At 44.3% G+C, this 22,682-nt stretch carries 18 protein-coding genes; 14 read left to right on the top strand and 4 right to left on the bottom strand.

What is annotated here, in order from left to right; genetic code table 11:
• Positions 1 to 4,146 carry a T9SS type B sorting domain-containing protein gene (locus GVT53_RS19205; RefSeq protein ID WP_166250090.1) on the bottom strand — a complete coding sequence of 1,382 codons (4,146 nt, stop codon included), beginning with the start codon at positions 4,144 to 4,146 and terminating at the stop codon, positions 1 to 3.
• A 313-nt stretch (positions 4,147 to 4,459) separates the two neighbouring features.
• On the opposite strand from GVT53_RS19205, the gene GVT53_RS19200 reads away from it, so the two are divergent.
• The 4 genes from GVT53_RS19200 (at position 4,460) to GVT53_RS19185 (ending at position 8,690) form a co-directional block, all read left to right on the top strand.
• Entirely contained in the window at positions 4,460 to 4,768 is a 309-nt protein-coding gene (locus tag GVT53_RS19200) for a hypothetical protein (protein ID WP_166250089.1), read from the top strand.
• 198 nt (positions 4,769 to 4,966) lie between these two features.
• Positions 4,967 to 7,336, top strand: coding sequence for a TonB-dependent receptor (locus GVT53_RS19195; RefSeq protein WP_166250088.1), 2,370 nt, complete (start codon positions 4,967 to 4,969; stop codon positions 7,334 to 7,336).
• A 39-nt stretch (positions 7,337 to 7,375) separates the two neighbouring features.
• Positions 7,376 to 8,161, top strand: coding sequence for a DUF4625 domain-containing protein (locus tag GVT53_RS19190; protein ID WP_166250087.1), 786 nt, complete (start codon positions 7,376 to 7,378; stop codon positions 8,159 to 8,161).
• Between the two features lie 52 nt (positions 8,162 to 8,213).
• Positions 8,214 to 8,690 carry a DUF4625 domain-containing protein gene (locus tag GVT53_RS19185; RefSeq protein ID WP_166250086.1) on the top strand — a complete coding sequence of 159 codons (477 nt, stop codon included), beginning with the start codon at positions 8,214 to 8,216 and terminating at the stop codon, positions 8,688 to 8,690.
• Between the two features lie 80 nt (positions 8,691 to 8,770).
• Here the strand turns inward: GVT53_RS19185 and GVT53_RS19180 are convergent, their stop codons facing one another.
• Positions 8,771 to 10,558: a ribonucleoside-diphosphate reductase subunit alpha gene (locus tag GVT53_RS19180; protein ID WP_166250085.1), complete on the bottom strand. Its 1,788-nt coding sequence runs from the start codon at positions 10,556 to 10,558 to the stop codon at positions 8,771 to 8,773.
• A gap of 3 nt (positions 10,559 to 10,561) precedes the next feature.
• Positions 10,562 to 11,836 carry a ribonucleotide-diphosphate reductase subunit beta gene (locus GVT53_RS19175; protein ID WP_166250084.1) on the bottom strand — a complete coding sequence of 425 codons (1,275 nt, stop codon included), beginning with the start codon at positions 11,834 to 11,836 and terminating at the stop codon, positions 10,562 to 10,564.
• A 417-nt stretch (positions 11,837 to 12,253) separates the two neighbouring features.
• Between GVT53_RS19175 and GVT53_RS19170 the strand changes: the two genes are divergently transcribed.
• From GVT53_RS19170 to GVT53_RS19160, 3 genes are all read left to right on the top strand, one after another.
• Complete coding sequence (locus tag GVT53_RS19170; RefSeq protein WP_205791790.1) at positions 12,254 to 14,107, top strand: hypothetical protein; 1,854 nt, start codon at positions 12,254 to 12,256, stop codon at positions 14,105 to 14,107.
• A gap of 68 nt (positions 14,108 to 14,175) precedes the next feature.
• Positions 14,176 to 14,430, top strand: a complete 255-nt coding sequence (locus GVT53_RS19165) for a hypothetical protein (protein WP_205791787.1) — start codon at positions 14,176 to 14,178, stop codon at positions 14,428 to 14,430.
• Positions 14,421 to 16,616, top strand: coding sequence for a PepSY domain-containing protein (locus tag GVT53_RS19160; protein WP_166250082.1), 2,196 nt, complete (start codon positions 14,421 to 14,423; stop codon positions 16,614 to 16,616). Before GVT53_RS19165 ends, GVT53_RS19160 begins: the two co-directional genes overlap by 10 nt.
• 38 nt (positions 16,617 to 16,654) lie before the next feature.
• Here the strand turns inward: GVT53_RS19160 and GVT53_RS19155 are convergent, their stop codons facing one another.
• Positions 16,655 to 17,029: a Fur family transcriptional regulator gene (locus GVT53_RS19155; RefSeq protein WP_166250081.1), complete on the bottom strand. Its 375-nt coding sequence runs from the start codon at positions 17,027 to 17,029 to the stop codon at positions 16,655 to 16,657.
• 73 nt (positions 17,030 to 17,102) lie between these two features.
• Here GVT53_RS19155 and GVT53_RS19150 point away from each other — a divergent pair, with 73 nt between their 5' ends.
• The 7 genes from GVT53_RS19150 (at position 17,103) to GVT53_RS19125 (ending at position 22,662) form a co-directional block, all read left to right on the top strand.
• Positions 17,103 to 18,008, top strand: a complete 906-nt coding sequence (locus GVT53_RS19150; RefSeq protein ID WP_166250080.1) for an NAD(P)/FAD-dependent oxidoreductase — start codon at positions 17,103 to 17,105, stop codon at positions 18,006 to 18,008.
• A 9-nt stretch (positions 18,009 to 18,017) separates the two neighbouring features.
• On the top strand, positions 18,018 to 18,404 hold the full coding sequence (locus GVT53_RS19145) for a MerC domain-containing protein (RefSeq protein WP_166250079.1): 387 nt from the start codon (positions 18,018 to 18,020) through the stop codon (positions 18,402 to 18,404).
• A gap of 87 nt (positions 18,405 to 18,491) precedes the next feature.
• Positions 18,492 to 18,785, top strand: a complete 294-nt coding sequence (locus tag GVT53_RS19140; protein WP_166250078.1) for a hypothetical protein — start codon at positions 18,492 to 18,494, stop codon at positions 18,783 to 18,785.
• Positions 18,786 to 19,062: 277 nt separating this feature from the next.
• The gene (locus GVT53_RS19135; RefSeq protein ID WP_205791785.1) at positions 19,063 to 20,271 is read left to right on the top strand and encodes a GTP-binding protein; all 1,209 of its coding nucleotides are present in this window, start codon (positions 19,063 to 19,065) and stop codon (positions 20,269 to 20,271) included.
• 3 nt (positions 20,272 to 20,274) lie between these two features.
• Positions 20,275 to 20,904 carry an ABC transporter ATP-binding protein gene (locus tag GVT53_RS20980; protein ID WP_205791782.1) on the top strand — a complete coding sequence of 210 codons (630 nt, stop codon included), beginning with the start codon at positions 20,275 to 20,277 and terminating at the stop codon, positions 20,902 to 20,904.
• Positions 20,901 to 22,235 (top strand): ABC transporter permease, encoded by a 1,335-nt coding sequence (locus GVT53_RS19130; protein WP_166250077.1) that lies wholly within the window; start codon positions 20,901 to 20,903, stop codon positions 22,233 to 22,235. Before GVT53_RS20980 ends, GVT53_RS19130 begins: the two co-directional genes overlap by 4 nt.
• Complete coding sequence (locus GVT53_RS19125; RefSeq protein WP_166250076.1) at positions 22,225 to 22,662, top strand: hypothetical protein; 438 nt, start codon at positions 22,225 to 22,227, stop codon at positions 22,660 to 22,662. Before GVT53_RS19130 ends, GVT53_RS19125 begins: the two co-directional genes overlap by 11 nt.
• The last annotated feature ends 20 nt before the right edge of the window (positions 22,663 to 22,682 follow it).

The raw sequence follows: 22,682 nt of genomic DNA, 5'->3' as shown, positions 1-22,682 counted from the left end.
TTATCTGTTTAAATACAACCAATCCGTTCGTGGTTCCGAGCCATCGCCCAAATCCAACACATAGTAGTAGGTGCCCACGGGCAACTGGTCTTCAGGTTGAACCATGGCACGTCCATTGGGGGTGCCGTCCCAATCGTTTTTATAAGATTTTGTCTGGTACACAATATTCCCCCATCGGTTATATACTTGAAGTGTATTGTTTGGATAACGACCTAGGCAATCAATCTTAAAATAATCGTTGACCCCATCTCCATTGGGAGAAAACTCGTTGTAGACCACTAGACAACTTGGGTCTACGAACGCTTCGGAGGAATTATTACTTTCATCTACATCCCATTGATCCACGTAGGCCAAACTTGCCCTGTTCACATAATCATCAATATCAACCACCTTAACGGTAAGCCGTAGTATTGCGGTTTGGGAAACTGGAAGCGACTCAATTTCCCAAAACGAAGATTCGGAATCGTAATTTCCTACGGTAGTTTCCGAACTGATATATTGATAGCCCAAAGGCAGTTCTTCCTGTATGCCCACATGGGTAGCCTCATCAACACCTTGATTGGTCACCGTTATTTCAAAAACAACCTCATCCCCAATATTGGGCATGGTATCATCAACACTTTTTGAGATGGACAAATCTACGGTTTGGGGCACCACAAAGGCGGTTGCTTCGTCATCATCCGAAATACCATCAGCAAAATCATCATCCCCAAAGCCCGTTGATGGGTCGCTATCAGGGTCGAGATATAAACTTGAGGAAACAAAAGCCTCGTTCACATACTCATTTTCCTCACCTGTTGGCGCATTGACCACGGCCAAAATCTCCAAACTTTCCGTATCCTGATCCAGAATGGTTCGGTTCACGTTCCAAATTCCGGAAGCCACATCGTACACCCCAGCGGTCGAGGTGTGCGATTGGTAGGTATAGCCGGATGGCAACATATCTGTCACCATTACATCTCTTGCATCGGATGGACCACTGTTGGTAAGGCTTAACACAAAGCGGACCACATCGCCTACATTGGGGTTTTCATTATCCACAGTTTTGGAAAGCGACAAATCACTCAGGCCTCCGGGAACGGGTATCACGGTGGATTGATCGTCCTCGGACCCCAAATTGTTGTTGGGAGCAGAATCTGGGTCGTAAATATCCGAGGCAATAAGTTCGGCCGTATTCTTATACTCTCCACTCGAAAGCACTCTTGCCCTTACCTCCAAAGTTGCTGTGGTCGCATTTGCCAAATCCGGTAAATCCCAAGTGCCGGCAATTTGATCATAAACTCCAGCTGATGTGGTTGCCGAAACAAATTGATAACCGCTTTCCAACTCATCCTCAACAATTAATCCTGATGCGTTGTTGGGGCCATCGTTACGTACCGCTATGGTAAAAACTATCTCATCCCCTACCTCGGGATTCATATCGTTGACGGTTTTTGAAACCGAAATATCGACGACATGTCTTGGCGCGACCGTCTGTTCATCCTGATCATCTTCTGAAAGCATATGGTTTCCGGGCGTGGAATCAATATCGAAAAAAATAGCGTTTATGACCTCAGGACCTACCGTATAATCCCCAGAAGGATTTACCTCGGCAACAATTTGAAGCTCCAGTTGCGATTCCAAGGCCAAACTGCCCACGTTCCAAATTCCATTTGATGCACTAAACAAGCCTCCTGAATCATCGGAAATGTAAGTAAACCCGTCTGGCAAGGTATTTTCAACGATAATACCGATGGCATCACTTGGCCCTTCATTGGTCAAAGTGATGGTAAAAACAACTTCTGTTCCCACATCGGGAGTTGGGCGATCCACACGGACCTCCAGGTTTAAATCTGCCGAAGGAACGGGAGTGGTCCCGGCATTGTCTTGATCGTTCTCAAAAATGCTATTGTTGTTGGGGATGGAATTCGGGTCGTACTGATCGGAAGAAAAAACTTCCGTCACATTGAAATAATCCCCAGAGTTGTTCACCGTGGCCAAAATAGTGAGGGTCTCTGTACTGGTATCTTCCACGGTACCGTTCAAATTCCACATGCCTGAACCCTCGTTATAGATTCCCGCCGTGGTTCCATGGGAAACATAGGTATATCCGTCGGGCAATACATCCATTACAGCGACCCCCGTAGCATCACTTGGGCCCAAATTGGTAATGTTGATGGTAAAAATCACATCTTGCCCTACATACGGACTCAATACATTCACTGATTTCTGCAACAGCAAATCGGCCACTGGAATTACAATGGGTTCCACGGTCTCCTGATCATCTTCCAGTTCGTTATTGTTGTTGGGGCTGGAATCTACATCCATCTCCGCAACATTCGTCAGTTCGGCTGTGTTGATATAATTTCCAGTTGGCAATACTTCTACTGTAATTTCCAAAGTTTCGGAAGCTCCATTGGCCAAATTTCCTACGACCCAAGAGCCGTTTGTTGCATTGTAGCTGCCCACGGACGGATTGGAGCTCACCAATCGATACCCGGATGCCAAAACATCGGTGACCACAATATTGGTAGCATCACTCGGTCCATCATTTTGCACCGTAACCGTAAAAAGTATCTCCTCTCCTACTTCTGGGATAATCTGATCCACCACTTTGGCAACAGATATATCCACCAATGGTTCCGGTACCACCGATACGGCATCTTGGTCGTCTTCGCCTGGGATATTATTGTTGGGGGTCGAGTCTATATCTGTTTGATCATGACCCGTGATTTCTGCCACATTATCATAATCTCCCGAAGCGTTTACATTACAAAGAATACTTAAACTGGCCGAGTCACTGCTTGTAATCGAACCAACGTCCCAAATTCCGGTAACTTCATCGTAAGCACCACCACCATCGTCGGATATATAGGTATAGCCTGAGGGCAATAAATCCGTTACCTGTACAGCGGTCGCTTCACTGGGGCCGTCGTTCGTCACAGTTAGAGTAAACCTAACGTTATCACTCACCAACGGCGGTGATTTATCAATGGTTTTTGTCAATGATAGGTCAATTACCGGCTCAGGTGTCAGAATAATTTCGTTTTGATCGTCCTCGGCCGGAACATTGTTGTTGGGTGTTGAATCGATATCAAAAGCATCCGACGCGATTATTTGTGCTGTATTGGTATAATTCCCCGAAGCATTTATATCGACTACAATGGTAAGTGTCTCCGTAGCTGCACTGCCCACGGTCCCCACTTGCCAAATACCTGTATTGGGGTCGTAGGTTCCCGATGTTGCCGAATAAGAATCAAAGGTGAACCCAGATTGTAACTGATCTTCCACTTGTACATTGGTCGCATCGTGTGGTCCATTATTGGAAACGGATATTTCAAAACTGATCTGTGAGCCTACATAAGGGGACAAATTGCCACCGACCACGGACTTGCCCAATGATAAATCCGCCTGAACGGGAGCGGCATCAATATTGTCCTCATCATCTTCGCTCTGGTCACCGTCATCGTTGTTCGGCGGGCTATCCCCATCAATTTGACCTGCAAATATAACTTCAGCTGTATGGGTATATTCTCCTGTGGTCCCTGTTGGTGTCAGTACGGTGGCATTGAAGTTCAAAGCAACCGTGTTAGCTCCCACCGGCACATCAAAACCAAACCAAGTTATTTTTTGTGAGCCATCAACGGAACCTGAATTATCGATTGCGGTAATATTCGTATAGCCCGAAGGCACAAAATATTCCACGACCACATTGGTGGCATCCACATCCCCAAAATTGCTCATGTTTACGGTAAAAGTGACCACTTCGCCAATATCGGGTTGAGTATTGCTGGCCACAATATCCATTTCCAGGTCTATGCCCTGTACGGTAATTCCAACTAAATCCGAAGCGGCATCACAGCTGGGCCCCGAAACGGTCCATTCAAAGATGTAATCCCCCGGCACCAAATCCAATAATTGGGTTTGGGGATTGTTCACTTCATCAATGGTTACTGTGGGGGGGCCCGAAAGACGTGTCCAAATACCCGAACCTCCTGCAGCTGGCACATTGGCATCCATAAAAACGGCATTGACCTGCGATACGGTCTGGTCCGGACCGGCATCCACTGTACAATCCTGCGCGTATCCTACTTGTAGTGAAGCAATACCAAGAAAAATCAACACTGAAAAGCACCTAAAAATTAGGGAGGATTGAGGTTTGTTCATAGTTTGGATGATGAGGTTTCCTTACGTAGTAAGGCATACCCAAACTTATCAAGAACGGGGTAGATTGAAGAAGTTATGTTGTATGCCAAGATGGTTTTGTTGTGAAATGGTACTTTGATGATGGAAAAAACATCCGACTTTAATTATAAACCAAAAAAGAACTACGACTCTTCAATTGCCAACTTTATTGAATCTATGTATACGCTTTCACAATTGACAAAATTATCATCAGCTATTAAGGAAATGCTAAAAAATATGGACATTGGAGAAATTACCCTTGCATAACAATGTTTTTTAATAAATTTGTGGCTTGATGAAAAACAGTCGTCTTATAAATAGCATTACCTACGCACTGCTTGCCCTTTTCTTGGCAACTAAGCTTATGGGCGTTCATGTGCTTTCCCACGACGACCATCAAGAGGATTATCTGGACCATTGTGCGGTATGCCATAATATCGCATCCGACATACATGTACCGATAGTATTGGACAACGTAATTGAACCTGTTTCAGAACACGTTGAATTTGTCGCAAAAAATGATATTGCTTCCGTATATCATTTTCAGGTTTCGGGAACGCTTGGCACAAGCTTTCTCTTTTCCCGGCCACCACCCCATATTTAATTCCCCATTTTTATTTGGAAAAACATTCTTGGTACCGCACCAAGAATAGGCAATGCTTGTTACGGCATCTTTCATGTTTACTGATCATAGTAAGCATGTGACCGCTCAAACACATGTGCTTTTCCGCATAAAATCAAATGGGCACTGACCGCTATGCTTCACAGGCAGGAAGCTATTCGAAAACTCCACAGTATTAAAATGATCAAAAAATTGCTAATCACATGGCTGTTCACCAGTCTGTGTATTCAAGTATCCGCACAAGCAGAACATACAATAAAAGGTATGGTAGTAGATGCCAAAACTTCGAAACCCATAACAGGAGTAAACATAATCGGAAAAAATCTATATGCGATTTCTACGGATAGTGGCGCGTTCACCATAAACAATGTCCCCAAAGGGACATACCGCTTTGAAATTACACACATAGGTTATGCCGAAGAACATTTTACCGTGGAAGTCCAAGAGGATGTAGAGAACCTTGTTGTCAGGCTGAAGGAATCCATCACCAATTTAGATGGCGTAGAACTGCTCGGAAAAACTGAAAAACGGAAAGCACAAGAACTATCCACCATAACCGTTGGCGTGGACCAGGAATTCTTGGAAAAAAATCGGGAAAACAGTTTGATGCAGACCTTGAAAAAAATCCCAGGGGTAAGTACCATCACCATTGGGTCGGGGCAATCCAAACCTGTAATACGTGGTTTGGGCTTTAACAGGGTGAGCGTCGTACAGAACGGAATCAAGCACGAAGCTCAGCAATGGGGCAATGATCATGGCCTTGAAATAGACCAGTACGGTATAGACAACATACAGATCATAAAAGGTCCGGCCTCACTTGTTTATGGCTCGGACGCCATTGCAGGTGTTGTGGACATTCAACCCTCCAAAGTTCCATTGCCCAATTCCTTTGGCGGAGAGGTCAATCTACTGGGAGAGACCAACAACGATCTCTTTGGCGTCTCTGCCGGAGTGCAGGGGAGAAAGGAAAAGTGGTTTTACAGAGGACGTTTAACCTATAGGGACTACGCCGATTACAAGGTTCCTACGGACAGGATAAATTATGAGAACTACATTTTTGAGCTTCACGAAAACAACCTCAGAAACACAGCGGGCGAGGAATTCAATGCCAGTTTCAGCCTTGGCTTTGTCACGGAAAACATAAAATCCGAGACATTTTTCAGTAATGTAAACGCCAAAAATGGATTTTTTGCCAATGCGCATGGACTGGAAGTTAGGTCCTCTAGTATTGACTATGACAGTTCCAACAGGGATGTAGATCTTCCGTACCACAGTGTTAATCACTTTAAGGTCACCAACAATACTACTTTTTATTTGGGTCCACATACCTTGGAACTGGACCTGGGCTACCAAAACAACCAACGGGACGAAAATTCGGAGCCCGTGCCACACGGTTATATGCCCACACCTCCCAATAGCAGGGAACGGATTTTTACAAAAAACACGTACTCCCTCAATTTAAAGGATACTTACAGCCCAAATAATGGACACGATTTCGTATTTGGTATAAACACCGAGCTACAGAACAACAATATTGGAGGATGGGGTTTCCTGATCCCAGCATACAACAGATACTCCGCGGGCGCTTTTATTTACGATCATTTTAAGATAAACGAGAATTTCCACCTTCAAGGAGGGCTACGGTACGATGCAGGCCTTATGGAAACCAAGTCCCACTTTGATTGGTTCCAAACACCTATAAATAATCCCGATGGTTCGACATCTTATGTGTACTTGCAACGCTCACAGAACAAAAGTCTTGAATTTGGGAACTTGAGCGGTTCCTTGGGATTGAGCTATATCCATCAAAACACCACATTTAAAATAAATCTTGGCAAGAGCTTTAGAATGCCACTGGCCAACGAGCTTGCTTCGGACGGGGTAAACTACCATATGTACCGGTACGAAAGGGGAAATATCGATCTTGATCCAGAACAATCCTACCAATTGGATGTCGATATCGATCATTCCACATCAAAATTCAACATTGGAATCAGTCCATTCGTGAATTTCTTTGAGAATTTTATTTATCTAAACCCAACCTCCAGCTACTACGAGACCCTTCAAATTTATGAATATACCCAAAGCAAGGTGTTCCGGTTCGGTGGTGAGGCTCGTGCCGGGGTGAACGTAACAACGGCCCTGCGGTTGGATGCCTCTGCCGAGTATGTGTATTCCCGACAGACCAGCGGGCCCAAAAAGGATTTTACCATTCCCTTTTCGCCACCGCTTTCAGGGCTGTTCTCGGCCAGCTATCAATTTAAGGATATCGCATTTATGCAATCACCGCAGCTAACGGCCGACCTTAGGATAACAGCCGCCCAAAATGATATTGTCCCTCCCGAAGAGGTTACCGATGGATACCAAGCACTGAACATCTCGGCCAACACAAAAATCCAACTCTTTGGCAATGGAAAACCAGCGCAGTTGCGCATCAAACTAAACAACGTATTCAATACCGAATACTACGATCATACCAGTTTTTATAGGCTCATCGATGTTCCTGAACCTGGCAGGAATTTATCCATATCGATGACCGTACCCTTTTAAACAATACAAATGAATTTTAACACCAAAAACAGAAACAACATGAAAACTAATTTTAAATCTTTAGCAATTATTGCATTGGGAGCATTTGCCCTACATTCTTGTAGCAGCGACGACAATGGCGGCGATGCCATAGCAGCTCCGGAAATTTCCAACTTTGAATTTGGAGAGGGAAGCGACCACTCCACAGAACAAGTGGCCTACAAAGGCTCCGACATACACATGGAAGCAGAGATCAATGCTCCCGGTACGGTGGCCAGTATTGAAGTTGACATCCATGGACACGACCTTGAAGTAGGTGAGGGAGAAGTGGAATGGGATTTTGAACAGAGCTTCACGGATGCCAGCTATTTAGTGATCAACCCAACCTTTCACGAACATGTTGACATCCCATCGAACATTCCTTCCGGGGAATACCACATCACTCTAACGGTAACGGACGAATTGGGCAACAGTACAGAGGTTGAAGGGCACATTGAAATTTTGGACCCGATTACCATTAGCGGTTTTGAAATGGATGAAACGGTAGCTAGAGGAAACGATTTTCACATTGAGTTTATGATCGAAGCCGTAAACGGAATCCATGAAATCTCGGTTGATATCCACGGACATGATTTGCCGGTAGGCGAAGGTGAAGTGGAGTGGGATTTTGAACAAACGTTCTCCGAAGGGTACCATGAATTGTCCGAAGCAGAATTCCATGAGCATATCGATGTTCCGGCAACGGCTCCCGCAGGTGAATACCACGCTATTTTTATTATTGAAGATGAAGATGGCAACACTTTGGAGTATGAAACACATATCGATGTAACCGTACCTACACTTTAAATTAACCAACCGTGGGGCTCCACAAGGGTCCCCACGGTTAAAAAAAAGAGCTATGAAACTGAAAATAAAATATAGCCTGATCCTATTCGCCACGCTTTTTTTAGCAAGTTGCTCCAGTAGTGACGATGGCAGTGTAGACGAGGAAAAACCAACCATTAGCGTTAATTATACAGGTGGTTTTCCACAGGCTTGCGAAACCTTGGAAAGAGGCGAGACCTATACATTCAAGGCGCAGGTGACCGACAATTTGGCCTTGGCCGCCTATAGCTTGAACATTCACCATAATTTTGATCATCATACCCATGATGACCAAGGTGCCCAATGTGAGTTGGAAGCTGTTAAACAAGCTGTAAATCCAATGATCTATATAGAAAATTTCGAAATAGAGGATGGCACTACTTCGTATGAAATAAATATTTCGGTCACCATTCCAGATGACATTGACCCTGGTGACTATCACTGTGCCTACTCTGTTACCGATATTACCGGTTGGCAGAGCAGAACCTCTATTGACATTAAGATATTGTAACCTCTTTTCTAGTTAGTTTGAAGAAAAAAGGAGGCTTCGTTAGTTCGAGCCTCCTTTTTTTTATTGGTTGTTATTTGCCTTTATGCCTCACAGCTCACACAATCCTTCTTTTGTTTGAATTTCTGTGCCGCGTTCATGCTGTGCTGATAGTACAGGGATTTAAGACCCAGTTTCCATGCGGTTACGTGAATTTTATTCACATCCTTAGTCGGCATATCCGGGTGTACGATGATATTCACCGATTGTCCTTGATCTATGTGGTTTTGTCTGTTGGCCGCTTGATAGATAATATCCAACTGATCCAATTCCGAATAGGTTTTGAAGACAGCTTTCTCTTCTTCGGTCAAAAAGTCCAAATGCTGTACCGAACCATCCATATCGCGAATGCTCTTCCAAACTTCATTGGTGTTCTGTCCCTTCTCTTCCAATAGGTCCATTAAAAATGGATTCTTGATAGTGGTCTTGATCTTGGCAATATCCTTCACATAACAGTTGGACCAGATAGGCTCGATTCCTTGGGACACCTGACCCAAAATGAATGCCGAGGAAGTTGTAGGAGCGATGGCGTTCAACGTTGCGTTGCGTCTACCGTATCCCTTCAACACTTCCGGCTCGCCAAAACGCTCTGCCAATTGCTCGGATGCCTTGTAAGAACGTTCTTTGATTTCTTTGAATATTTCACTGTTCAAGTTATAGGCTTCTTGGCTATTGAATGCATATCGCTTGGACTGCAATAGGGAGTGCCATCCCAAAGCACCAAGGCCCAAAGCCCTGTTTTGTTTGGCGAAATTGTATGCTCTTTCCATGAACAGGAACGTTTGTCTGTCGTCCCTGTCGGAAGAATCCCTGTACGCCTCCAATTTTTCGATAAACTCGGTGATTACCGCATCCAAGAAATGAACCATGGTCTCAACAGCATCGGTCTTCTTCCATTTATCATAATGCAACAGGTTAATACTTGAAAGCACACATACAAACGACCAATCATCGTTGGATGGCAACATAATCTCTGTACAAAGATTACTTGCGTGGATACGGTGATTCTTGTCCTTATAAACATCTACGGCACCATCATTGGCATTATCGGAGAAGAACACATAAGGATAGCCCATTTCTCCCCTACGCTGCAACACTTTGGCCCAAACGGTCCTTTTATCAACATCGCCCTCGATCATTTCCTGCATCCATTGGTTGGTCACGGTAACGCCATGGGTCAACTGTTGGATAGGGTTTCCCTCCGTACCGATTTCCAAAAATTCCATAATGTCTTTATGATCAATCGGCAAATAGGGAGAAAAACGACCGCGACGAACAGAACCTTGGCTTACTACATCCACCATGGACTCGAACAACTGCATAATGTGTACCGCTCCCGAAGCTTGTCCGTTATTCTTTACAGGAGCTCCTCTGTGCCTAATTTTACCAAAGTATCCGGAAGTTCCACCACCAAGCTTCGACATCATCCCTACCTCCGATTGAGTGTAAAGAATGTTCCCCATGTCATCATCGATATGGGAACCAAAGCAACTGATGGGCAGTCCGCGCCTTTTTCCAAAATTGGACCACACCGGAGAAGCTAAAGAGAAAAACCCCTCGGACATATAACCATAGAATTTGTCCGAATACCCCGGAATCTGTAAAATCTCCTCTGCCCTATCGCCAATTTCTCGAATACGTTCCTCTGGGCTCACCCCTTCGGTAAGGTATCCCGACGCCAAAAATTGTCGGCTATATTCGTTCAACCATTCAAAACCTTTATCCTCTTCATTTTTAAGTTTGGACAAGGTATCCTTTCTTGCATTTACAAGTTCTTGGGTTTTGTTGTCTTGCTTTAGGTCGGTGATCGGGGTTTGTGTTCTCTTCTCCATAATTTAAAAAAGGTCGTCGCTTGTTATACTTTGTGTTCTTTTGCTATAGTTGATAGATCTTTTTACAAAAAAGTCTCCGTGTTTTGTTCCAATGATCTCGTCGTCGAACCACTCGGTCTGTTCCAATAGTTTTTGGTCGACATCGAATATTTTGGAGATGCCAATGCTCTCCAATGAGTTGTTGAACCTGTTTTTGATGAATTCGTTCACCAAGTTCTTTGGCAAGAAGTCCAATTCACCTTCCTCAAAAATCCAATCCACTATTTTACTTTCTGACTCAAATGCCTTCTCACAGATATCCTGGATCATCGCCTTGTATTCATCATCGAACCATTCTGGATGTTCCTTTTTGATGATATTAATGATATCGATTCCAAAATCGCCATGGATCTGTTCCTCTTTGGAAGTCGCTTCCACAACATTGGAAATTCCTTTCAGTACATTTTTGTGCTTGTTGAACGCCATAATGATCAAAAACTGCGAGAACAGCGAAACATGCTCGATAAAAAGGGAGAATAGCAATACGGACTCCGCATAGTCCTTGTTGTTCTCACTTTTAGCATTTTTGAGGGCCGTCTCCAAATACTGCACCCTTTTCATGATCACTGGCTTTTTCTTCAAGTTCTCGAACTCCCGGTTCAATCCCAAAATCTCCAAAAGGTGGGAATACGCATCGTGGTGGCGCACTTCGCTTTCGGCAAAGGTGGCGCCTACCGAACCGATTTCCGGTTTGGGCATTCTGTGATAAATGTCGCCCCAAAAAGATTTGACCGCCACCTCGATCTGAGAAATGGCAAGCATGGTATTTTTGATGGCACTGCGCTCCACCTCGTTCAATCCGGATTTAAAATCCTGGATATCACTGGTAAAGTTAAACTCGGTATGGATCCAATACGAATGACGGATTGCCGGAACATATTCATACAATTGCGGATACTCGTAAGGTTTTAGGTTGATGCGCTTCTCAAAAATGTCCGACTCGCGCATTTGGGCCCTTTTGTTCCTGTAAATAATGTACGCTTTTGCCGCATCGTGGAACTCACTGTCCATAAGTTCGTTCTCCACAACATCTTGAACTTCCTCTACGGTCGGCAAATATTGTTCATCTTGACTTTTTCTCTCCAACAACACCTTGTTCACGTTGTCGGCAATGGTCTGCGCATCGGTGATCTGACCATGCTCCACAGCGGTCATGGCCTTCAAGATTGCATTTGTAATCTTGTGTAAATCAAATTCTTGCGTACTAAAATCCCTCTTAGTTATATGAGTAATCTGCATGAAGAAAACGGTTTGGAGTTGTAAAAAATAGCTTGACTGTAAAATTCCAATTTTCTTTACTTGGATTTTAAGTCACCCCGATCAGGTTCTTAACACTTTTATCAACATTCGTGTTTTAAGTGCACCAAAAATCCCTGTAAACAAACGCAGCACAAGGCCTCCGAAAAAATCGCCTCAAGAATCATCCCTTTAAAAATTTTTTCACAGTTTCTTAACAATTATGTGGTGTTACGCTTCGAGCAAAGAAAACACATGGTCCAAATCCTTCATACAGAAAGGCTCTACCACGAATTCGATAAACTACACCATGCCCAAATGCTTGTTAACAACAAAAACTTCCCAACTCTACAAAAGTCTTCTAATTTGCCCTTGATTGTCATATTGATGATCCACCAACAAACTAAACATAGGCTAGATTTGACTTACACTCGTTTCTTTTTAGGTGTATTCCTGTTTGCATTATTGCTATTGGGCAGCAAATCCAATGTGGACCTGTTTTCCAATGATCCAGGTAAAACATACTCCATCGATTATGCCAATCCCGATACCGATGGGGACGGTATTCCCGACGATATTGACCAAGATGACGACAACGACGGTATTCCCGATATTTTTGAAGATGGCTGCGAAACCAATACAGGTTTTGGCTCGCCACCATCATCGAACACGACTACAAATTATGTCACCTCTATCTATACGGACTACAATGGTTTCTGGTCATCTTCCGTTGGCAGTTTAAACCCACAGCCCTACGATAATACATCCACACTGCTGGGTTTTACCGTTGGAAGCAATACCTACGCGACCGGAGTAGCTTCGGCCCGAATGATAGACAATGACAGTAACAGTTACTTTGACCAAATCGACACCGATGGAAACGGAACGGGCGACCTCAATGTAGAGAAAACATCGTGGACCGCACTAAAACCCGTCACCAAAATACAATCCGGCATACGTTTGGAAGGAAGGGCCATCGACGGCAATCTCAGCGATGCCACCGGACCCACATTAACCTCTGGTGGAATTCCTTTTAACCCATACCTGTACCAAGGCGAACGCGGGCTGGACATGGCCTACGCCATTGCCAATATAGGAAACGCCTGGTACTTCCGACTAGGGGGCACCAACACTCCCGCATACGGCGACGGAATTATGGATATTTTACTCACCCAAGGCGCACAGATATCAGGCTCCTCCAACTATAACCGGCTACATTTATTGGACGAGAACGGAAACTACTTGGGCAACGGTGTCGAAGTAAATTGGAACAATACGCCCATTGTTGGAAATTCTTTGATAGACCAATACAACGTAAACGATTCCCGAAGTGATAGGAACGTAAAAAAGAACATTCGTTTGGCAGCCGTTGAGCTCTCCGAATTTGGATTGACGGCAGCCGAAAGGGCCGAAGCGGTCATCTTTAGGTTGGAAATTTCCGCCAATGCAGACCCTGTTTTCTTCGCCGTGAACGATGAGAGTTTCAGTACAGGTTGCTCTCCAACGGACAGCGATGGGGACGGACTTGCCAATGGTCTGGACCTTGACAGTGACAATGACGGGATTTTGGACGCAGAGGAAGCAGGTCATGGCGTAGCTACTGTAAACGGGCGCATCCCCGGCCCGGTGGGCACAGATGGTATTCCAGATGCGGTACAGGCGGCTTCGCAGTACAACAATGGCACCATCAATTACAACATAGCCGATTCCGACAACGACACTTTTTTGAACTATACATCCAACGATAGCGACTCGGACGGGTGTTATGATACCTTGGAAGCTGGTTTCACAGACCCTGACGGGGATGGTTACTTGGGCAATTCCCCGGTAACGATCAATGCTTCTGGCTTGGTAATGGGGCAAGGTGGCTATACCGACCCTGCAGATGGCAATACAAACACAGTCCCCGATTACACCGAAGCCGGAAACACGCCCTCGATTTCTGTTGCCCCCTCAAACACCATTGTTTTTGATGGGCATCCGGGCAATGTCCCCATCACAGCAAGCAATACCACCCAATACCAATGGCAGGTAAGCACCGACGGTGGTTCTAACTTTACGGACATAGCAAACCTGGGCCCATACTCCGGAACAGATACGGACACCCTCACCATTAACGATCCAGACTTGGGTATGGAGGGCTACCTATATCGGGTACAATTATATAATGATGCCTATGTTTGCTCCCCATCATCCGTGTCCAACAACATTGCTTTAAACGTAAGAGTGCAAAGTATGATCACCAATAGAAGAATCACCTATCGGGTAAATTAAAATTGTCAAAAGGTACCTTATTGAATCAATCACCAATATTTGGATTTATTTATACTAAATCTAAATAAATGATTAAATTTACGGTCTCAAAGCCTTCTATACACCGAATAAGGGACCTCAGCATGAAGATCATAAAAACATTGCCACCGTTGGGGGATGACCTTGGTCAGCATCCCCATCTTATCTCTTGGCCGACCTCTTTAGAATACGTTGGCATACCCAACACTCCAACCATTGCAGAAGCTACGATCTCAAGGGACCAGAGATTTACCCTTATCCAACAAGTAAGAACCATTGCCAATCAGTTGATGATATGGTGGTAAATATTTGGAGGTACAGCCATTTTGCCTTGGCGGCCACTTCTTGTCTTTTCGTGTTGTTGGCGGCAATAAGCGGTATAATTTTGGCATTTGAACCCATTGACGCCAAATTACAGCCCTATAAGGTCGAAGGGATGGAGCAGCATAAGCTTTCACAGACCATAGACACCCTAAAAAACACCTACGACGAGATTCTTGAGATAAAAATCGACCAAAACCAATTCGTGTCCGCCTCCGTTTTTAGTATGGATGAAGAATTGAACGGTGATTTTTACATAGATCCCATAACGGGCAAAAAAATAGGCGACCTTGCCCCGCAGAAACCCTTCTTTTCTTTTGTCACCAATTTGCACCGATCATTGTTCCTTAAATCCCTGGGGCGGATTTTTGTGGGAATTGGCTCCTTTTTGTTGCTCTTGATCGTTATCACCGGTTCAATTTTAGTAATAAAAAGGCAACAGGGAATTCGGCATTTTTTCTCCAAGATCATAAAGGACGATTTTGCACAGTACTGGCATGTAGTTTTGGGCAGATGGTCGCTCGTGCCCATCTTTATCGTTGCATTCACCGGGGTTTATCTTTCCTTGCTTCGGTTCGAGGTCATCCCCTCCGTCCAAATGCAATCATCCATAGACATTGAAAATATTTCGGGGAACGGCACTGCAATACCTGTGTCCGACTTCCCTATTTTTCAAAACACACAGCTTAAAGATGTTCGAAGGTTGGAATTTCCCTTCTCCAGTGATGTTACGGATTTCTATGTTTTGGCATTGCAGGACAAGGAGCTGCGCATCAACCAGAAAACGGGCGAGGTCGTGGAAACCTTGAACTACCCTTTCGTAAACCGGCTATCGGACCTAAGTTTTGACCTTCATACAGGTTCCGGCAGCATTGCATGGTCCATTGTACTGCTCATTGCGGCCCTGAACATATTGTTCCTTATGTATTCCGGGGCATTGATCTCTTACAACAGGCTAAGATCAAGGATAAGGAACAAGTACAAGGCCAATGATGCCGCATATATTATTCTGATAGGCTCCGAGAACGGCAGCACCAAACATTTTGGAAATCTCTTGCTCAAATCCCTCTTAAAGATAGGGCAATCCGTTTATCTGGACGACCTTAACCATGTACAGCAATACCAAAGCATGAAGCACCTCATCGTTATCACCTCCACCTATGGTGATGGCGACCCGCCTGCCAATGCAACATATTTTATAAAAAGGGCAAGTGCCCTGCTTCCGGAACAAAAGTTTACCTACTCCGTGGTGGGATTGGGATCATTGGCCTACGAAAATTACTGTGGTTTTGCCTTAAAAGTCGAATCCTTTTTACAGGGGTGCCAAAACGCGGACGGACTGTTAGATCCGTTTTTAATACATAACAAGTCGCATACATCGTTTCAAAAATGGTCCCAAAAATGGGGTGAACAAACCGGATTGCACATTAAAATACCCCCGGAGAAAATCAAGAAAAACCGAAAGCTCAAAAAATTCAAGGTTTTGGAAAAGGCCGTACTCAATGATGGTTTCGACACCACCTTTACCCTTCAACTGAAACCCAAGCGAAGCCTTACGTTCGAATCGGGGGACCTATTGGGCGTGTATCCTCCCGCCGAACCCATAAAACGTGAGTACTCCATTGGAAAAACCGATAATGGAAACATATTGTTGAGCATTAAACTGCACACCCAGGGTGTTTGCTCCCAATATCTGCACCAACTATCAAAAGGGGATACCCTAAAAGCAGAACTGGAACCCAACAAAGATTTTCACCTTCCAAAGAACAACAGGCCCGTGGCTATGATATCCAACGGTACCGGAATCGCCCCGTTCTTGGGAATGTTGGGCGGAACAGAAGACAAATACCTCTTTTGGGGCGGAAAGACCAAAAAATCATTTGACCTCTACGAACCCTTTTTGGATGAGGCCAAAACAACCCAGGGCTTAAAAGATTTCAAAGCGGTGTTCAGTCGGGAAGAAGGCAAAATGAAGTACGTCCAAGAATTGGTCGAAAAGAATGGGAAACTGATCATAGACCTACTGGAGAAAGGCGGAACGCTTATGATATGTGGTTCGGTCTCCATGCAGACCGGCGTCCTTTTATGCTTACAAGAACTTTGTGAGCAAAACAACAAACATTTGAACGACTACCAAGGACACGGTCAAATACTAATGGATTGCTATTGATTACATGGCAATCCAATGGCTCACATATACTTTTTGAACTATGAACAATCCATACAAGTACCCGTTAAAACACAGTTTGCGCTCGCTACACTGTAACCTTCGGGCAAATCAAAGCGCACTTTCTGTTCCAAGCAAACCATAGTCTTGCAATGAGTGCACCTAAAGTGGAAATGATGGTGGTCCAACTCACCCGAACCACAATGCTTTAAGGCCGCAAAATAGTGCTTACCATCCTCTGCCACAATACTATGGACCAGCCCATCTTCACAAAATTGGTTAAGTATTCGATATATGGTCGCCCTGTTTATCTCTATATCGACCATCTCCGCAATAGTGTCATGACTCAGCGCCTTACCGTTCAGCAACAACACATCTAAAATTGCCTGTTTTGTGGGTGTGTTCCTTCTTTTCATAAATATTTAATGCGACATTGTTGCAATAATATAAATTATTCATAAGTTTGACAACTATTTTACAAAACTCATTATGCAGAAGAAGATATACGATGTTATAATTATAGGTGGTAGCTACGCGGGACTTTCGGCGGCGCTGGCCCTGGGAAGATCCTTAAGGCAAACCCTGGTTATCGATAGCGGCGAACCATGCAACAGACAGACCCCGCGTTCCCATAATTTTTTGACGCAGGACGGAACACCGCCCGGCGAGATTTCCTCCATAGCAAAAAGCCAGGTAATGGCCTATAAAAGTGTAGAGTTTGTTGAAGGGTTTGCTATAAAAGCGGATGCCAACAAAAATGGCTTTTTGGTTCAGACGGAAAGTGGCGGGACCTTTGAAGGAAAAAGAATGATTCTTGCAACGGGAATCAAGGATTCCATGCCCAAAATCCCTGGTTTTAGCGAATGTTGGGGCATATCGGCAATACATTGCCCCTACTGCCATGGCTATGAATACCGCGGAAAAAAAGTTGGTTTGATGGCCTCGCCCGAAAAAGCGTTTCATTTGACCTCCCTATTGCTCAACCTTCAGAATGAGATTACCATATTGCAAACCGACCCTTCAAGTTTTTCCAAAGAACAATTAAAAACCCTTCATCAACACAACGTAAAGATCTTGAACCAAAAAATTACCAAAATCGAACACAAAGATGGGCATGTACAACAGGTATTTCTCGACAGCGGTGAACAATTAGCGTTATCCGCCATTTACGCCGGACTGCCCTTTGAACAAAGTTCCGACATACCAAAGGAATTGGGCTGTGAGCTCAACGAACAGGGCTTTCTTAAAACAGACATGTTCCAAAAGACCAGCATTCCCGGAGTGTTTGCGTGTGGTGACAACTGTATCCCCATGCGATCGGTTGCCCAAGCCGTGGCATCCGGAAACCTGGCAGGCGCCATGGCCAACATGGAACTTTCACAAGAATCCTTTTAATCCAACACCATGAAGTTAAAAACACCGACATTCGACATAATTGCCCTTACAAGCTCCCTGATCTGTGCCATACATTGCGCAGCAGTGCCCATCGTTCTCTCTTTCTCATCCCTATCGAGCCTTCATTTTTTACATAACCCCCTTATTGAATGGACCTTCATTGCAATCGGAGTTGTATTTGTATTTGTTTCACTGTGGCCCAGCTACAAAAAAACACACCATAACCCCAAACCTTTGCTCGTTTCCGCAGTTGGCTTTGGTTTGATTGCTCTGGGCAGGTTGGATTTGAACGAAACCTGGGAAATTGTAAACACTGTGGGAGGGGCATTGATGGTTTCGGCGGCCCATTTTGTAAACTGGAAGCTATATCGGGCCAACGTCGCACATAAACATTGATTTCTTGTTTTGTCGGACTTATCCGGAACTTTAAGGTCAACTTAACAATATTTGTAATAACTTTAAAGCCCAATGCAAAGAGGCTACGTGAAACATAGTATCGGCTTTTTCTTTTTGACCATTTTCCTTATGGTTAAAATGGCAGGTCTTCACGTATTGGCCCATGATGGTGACCAAGATCACTATGCCCATTGTGTGGTTAGCGATCATATAGTAAAAAGCCAGCATACACCGGAAATATCCCCTGCAGGTTCTGAATTCGAGGTTTTGGCCATTGAGCCGTTACCCTTTAGGCCAGTTGCAAAAAATTATGAATTTCTAACAGATGGCTTCCTAGCCGCTTACCAGCTTTTTTCTCGCCCTCCTCCCAGCCCTGTTTAGTTCCAAAGGGTACAATCAAATTTTATCGAGAGTAAGCATTAAACCAACTATCCTTGCTTTTGGATATGATTTTTGATTACCACGCCAAGCATACTTTGTATCCGAGCATCTTGTATAAAAAATTTTCCATGTGTTAAAGGCCAAAAACCACCGACACAAACTTTTCTATGTCCACACATTGGAATTCCATCAAAAAAACACTGGGTTTCCCCGAGGTGCCATTATTTCATTTTGATGGATCACCATTAAACCAAATCATTCTTAAGCGATTAGATAAATGAAAAAACTACCAGTAACAGTACTCAGTGGCTTTCTGGGAGCAGGCAAAACCACCTTGCTCAACCACATATTGCACAACAAAGAAGGGCTCAAAGTAGCCGTAATCGTCAACGATATGAGCGAGGTGAACATTGACGCCCAATTGGTCGAAAATGAAAATACGCTCTCTCGAACGGACGAAAAATTGGTGGAAATGAGCAATGGTTGTATCTGCTGTACCCTTCGGGAAGATTTAATGGTCGAAGTGGAACGCTTGGCCGCTCAGAACAGATTCGATTATTTGTTGATTGAAAGTACAGGCATCAGTGAGCCCATTCCCGTGGCCCAGACCTTTACATTTGAAAGTGCCGACGGCAATATAGATTTGAGCCGTTTTAGCTATATAGATACCATGGTCACCGTGGTGGACGCCCTCAATTTTTTGAAGGATTTTTCTAGTTCGGACTATCTGGCCACCCGTGAACTCACTGATATCGAAGGAGACGATAGAACCATTGTCAATTTATTGACCGATCAGGTGGAATTCGCCAACGTTATTATACTCAACAAAGTTGATTTGGTGACCGAGGAAGAGCTCAAGGAACTGTACGCGATTCTTCAAAAACTGAATCCGGAAGCCCGTATTTTACCGGCCAAGGAAAGCAAAGTGCCGCTTGAAGAAGTAATACACACTGGCCTGTTCGACTATGAAAAAGCGGAAGCCTCTGCCGGATGGATAAAAGAACTGGAAAACGCCCATGTCCCCGAAACCGAGGAATACGGAATTGGTTCCATGACCTTCAGAAGCAAAAAACCGTTCCATGCCGAACGATTTTTAAATTTCATCAACAAGCAGTTCCCGCAAAACATAATCCGGAGCAAAGGATTGTTCTGGTTGGCATCAAGGCCAGATCAGGCATTGGTCTGGAGTTCGGCCGGAGGTTCCTGCAAGGCCGACGCGGCGGGTGTTTGGTGGGCTTCGATGCCGTTTGGTGAGCGTATCGGGAACCCAACTTTTATCCAAAACCAAAAAGTGATAGAGTCGGACTGGGATACCGTGTTCGGCGACCGCAAGAACGAGCTGGTATTTATTGGGCAGTATTTGGAGAAAGAGAAAATCGCTCAGGAGCTGAACAATTGTCTCCTTACCGATATGGAAGTGGAATTTTGGAAAAACGGCCTATTGGAGCAAGAAGACCAATGGCCCGTTCCAGTTTATAATCAGTAAAATATGATAAGGACCGAGCACCTAACATTTAAATATGACAATGAAGATACCGTCTTTAAGTTTCCGGATATTTCTTTGGAAAATGGCCAAAACCTTCTAATTCTAGGAAAATCGGGGATTGGCAAGACAACTTTGTTGCATCTTTTGGCAGGCATGCTCCACCCCAAGGACGGAAGCATCAAAATTGACGAAGTGCCCGTACATCAACTTTCCAACAAAGAGATGGACAGGTTCAGGGGACAGAATATTGGAATCGTTTTCCAGGGCAATCACGCCATACAATCCCTCAGTGTTATCGAAAATCTTGAAGCCAGGCTCTTCTTTGCCAAAAAAAGCATATCCCAAACCTTGATCAAGGACTTATTGGAACACTTGGATATATTGGATTGCAAAAACAAAAAAATAAGGGAGCTGAGCGTGGGACAATTGCAACGACTGGGCATTGCCATGGCCATTGTACACCACCCGCAGATAATCTTGGCCGATGAGCCCACCTCCAGTTTGGACGACGACAATTGCAGCAAGGTAATGCAACTTTTGATAGAGCAGGCCGAGATCAATAGCGCCAATTTAATTGTAATAACCCATGACCATCGGATAAAACCCATGTTCAACAACAAATTGGAACTATGAACATTTGGAAGATCAGCATAAGAAATTTTAGGTTCAGGCCCCTCTACACCTTTTTGGCCATCCTAACGCTATCGGTAAGTATTGCCCTTCTTGTGGGCATCCAACAATTGGACAAATCCTTCAGAAACCAACTGGACAACAACTTAGGAGAGATAGATATGGTAGTTGGTGCCAAGGGGAGCCCCCTTCAATTGGTTCTCGCATCGGTGCTCCACGTAGATAATCCTACCGGAAACATACCTTTTGAAGAGGCGAAAGGCCTGATGAAAAATCCAATGGTGCAAAAAGCCGTGCCCATCTCCTACGGAGACAATTATAAGGGATATAGGATCGTTGGTACCACCCAAGAGTTTTCCACCTTGTACAATGCCAGCCTAAAAGAGGGAAGGTCCATGGAAAAACCCATGGAAGTTGTTCTTGGATCTACCGTAGCAGAAAAGTTTGGGCTACAGATCGGGGACACCTTTCAAAGTTCCCATGGACTTGCCGAAAAAGGGGGGCATACACACGAAACGCCTTTGACGGTAGTGGGCATCTATAACCCTACACATAAGGTAATGGACCGCTTGATCGTTACCGGACTCCAGACCATTTGGGATGTACATGACCATGGTGATGAAAGTATGGACAATGAAGGTGAATCCAATCATCAACATGAGGAGGATGTTCTCCACATAAAAGAAGAGGAACATCACGATGGAGAACTGGTACATCAACATCATAATGAAAACAATTCTCAAGAAAGCGAGAAAACGGAGCCCCATCATGATGAAGAGGCACACGGACAGGAAATCACATCATTGCTGGTTTCGTTCAGGAACCCCATGGCCCTATTGAATATTCCGCGGACCATTAATAAAAACACCAATATGCAAGCGGCACTCCCAAAATTTGAACTGGAACGTTTGTACCAATTTACCGGTGTCGGGGTCAGGACCGTGACTTGGATTGCCTATGCAATTCTTATTATTTCCTGCATTACCATATTTATAAGTCTGTACCGCATGGTACGCGACCGGGCCTTTGACCTTGCCCTAATGCGCAGCTATGGGGCCAACAGGTTCCAATTGGTCAAAATGGTGGCATACGAAGGTTTTATGATTGCCGGTACGGCCTTTGTTATTGGTCTGCTGCTATCGCAAATAGGAGTCTATTTCATTTTTAAAATGATAACAGACCAATACAAGCAAACTATGCCGCTTCAACTTAAATACCAAGAAGTGCTGCAAACAGGGACCTTGGTACTATTAATGGTTCTATTGTCCATTATACTTGCCATTTATCCGATCATTAAAATGAACATATCAAAAATATTGAGTCATGAAAAATAACATTTTGGCAGTCTTTTTCCTTTTAACCTCCGCGACATGCTTCGCACAAACAGAAATTAATTGGTGGGATTTGGCCCGAATCGGTTATACAGAGAAGTTTTTCCCTGCCTACGGTGAACATTTCCTGTATCCGGAGTTTAGCAAGCATATGAAATCCCTTGAAGGCAAAAAGGTGGCCATAACCGGATACTTTTTAAACATTGACCCCAGCGGTAAATTGTTCATCCTTTCCAAAAACCCAATGGCCTCGTGCTTCTTTTGTGGGATGGGAGGTCCGGAAACCGCCATGGAACTTCAATTTAAGTCGAAACCGGATTTTAACACCGACGATATACTGTACGTTACGGGAACCCTTAAGCTCAATGCCGACGATGTACAACATTTCAATTACATCCTTACCGATTGTGTAGCACAAAAAATGAATTAAAAAACAATAACACTATAAAG

This window comes from Flagellimonas oceani (assembly GCF_011068285.1).
Lineage (GTDB): Bacteria > Bacteroidota > Bacteroidia > Flavobacteriales > Flavobacteriaceae > Flagellimonas > Flagellimonas oceani.
The sequence above is the reverse complement of the archived record's forward strand: the minus strand, read 5'-3'. Positions and strand labels throughout refer to the sequence as shown.

Excerpts from the sequence above, each read along its gene's own strand:
- GVT53_RS19205 (WP_166250090.1), bottom strand. The coding sequence starts at position 4,146 with ATGAACAAACCTCAATCCTCCCTAATTTTTAGGTGCTTTTCAGTGTTG.
- GVT53_RS19200 (WP_166250089.1), top strand. The coding sequence starts at position 4,460 with ATGAAAAACAGTCGTCTTATAAATAGCATTACCTACGCACTGCTTGCC.
- GVT53_RS19195 (WP_166250088.1), top strand. The coding sequence starts at position 4,967 with ATGATCAAAAAATTGCTAATCACATGGCTGTTCACCAGTCTGTGTATT.
- GVT53_RS19190 (WP_166250087.1), top strand. The coding sequence starts at position 7,376 with ATGAAAACTAATTTTAAATCTTTAGCAATTATTGCATTGGGAGCATTT.
- GVT53_RS19185 (WP_166250086.1), top strand. The coding sequence starts at position 8,214 with ATGAAACTGAAAATAAAATATAGCCTGATCCTATTCGCCACGCTTTTT.
- GVT53_RS19180 (WP_166250085.1), bottom strand. The coding sequence starts at position 10,558 with ATGGAGAAGAGAACACAAACCCCGATCACCGACCTAAAGCAAGACAAC.
- GVT53_RS19175 (WP_166250084.1), bottom strand. The coding sequence starts at position 11,836 with ATGCAGATTACTCATATAACTAAGAGGGATTTTAGTACGCAAGAATTT.
- GVT53_RS19165 (WP_205791787.1), top strand. The coding sequence starts at position 14,176 with ATGATTAAATTTACGGTCTCAAAGCCTTCTATACACCGAATAAGGGAC.
- GVT53_RS19160 (WP_166250082.1), top strand. The coding sequence starts at position 14,421 with ATGGTGGTAAATATTTGGAGGTACAGCCATTTTGCCTTGGCGGCCACT.
- GVT53_RS19155 (WP_166250081.1), bottom strand. The coding sequence starts at position 17,029 with ATGAAAAGAAGGAACACACCCACAAAACAGGCAATTTTAGATGTGTTG.
- GVT53_RS19150 (WP_166250080.1), top strand. The coding sequence starts at position 17,103 with ATGCAGAAGAAGATATACGATGTTATAATTATAGGTGGTAGCTACGCG.
- GVT53_RS19145 (WP_166250079.1), top strand. The coding sequence starts at position 18,018 with ATGAAGTTAAAAACACCGACATTCGACATAATTGCCCTTACAAGCTCC.
- GVT53_RS19135 (WP_205791785.1), top strand. The coding sequence starts at position 19,063 with ATGAAAAAACTACCAGTAACAGTACTCAGTGGCTTTCTGGGAGCAGGC.
- GVT53_RS20980 (WP_205791782.1), top strand. The coding sequence starts at position 20,275 with ATGATAAGGACCGAGCACCTAACATTTAAATATGACAATGAAGATACC.
- GVT53_RS19130 (WP_166250077.1), top strand. The coding sequence starts at position 20,901 with ATGAACATTTGGAAGATCAGCATAAGAAATTTTAGGTTCAGGCCCCTC.
- GVT53_RS19125 (WP_166250076.1), top strand. The coding sequence starts at position 22,225 with ATGAAAAATAACATTTTGGCAGTCTTTTTCCTTTTAACCTCCGCGACA.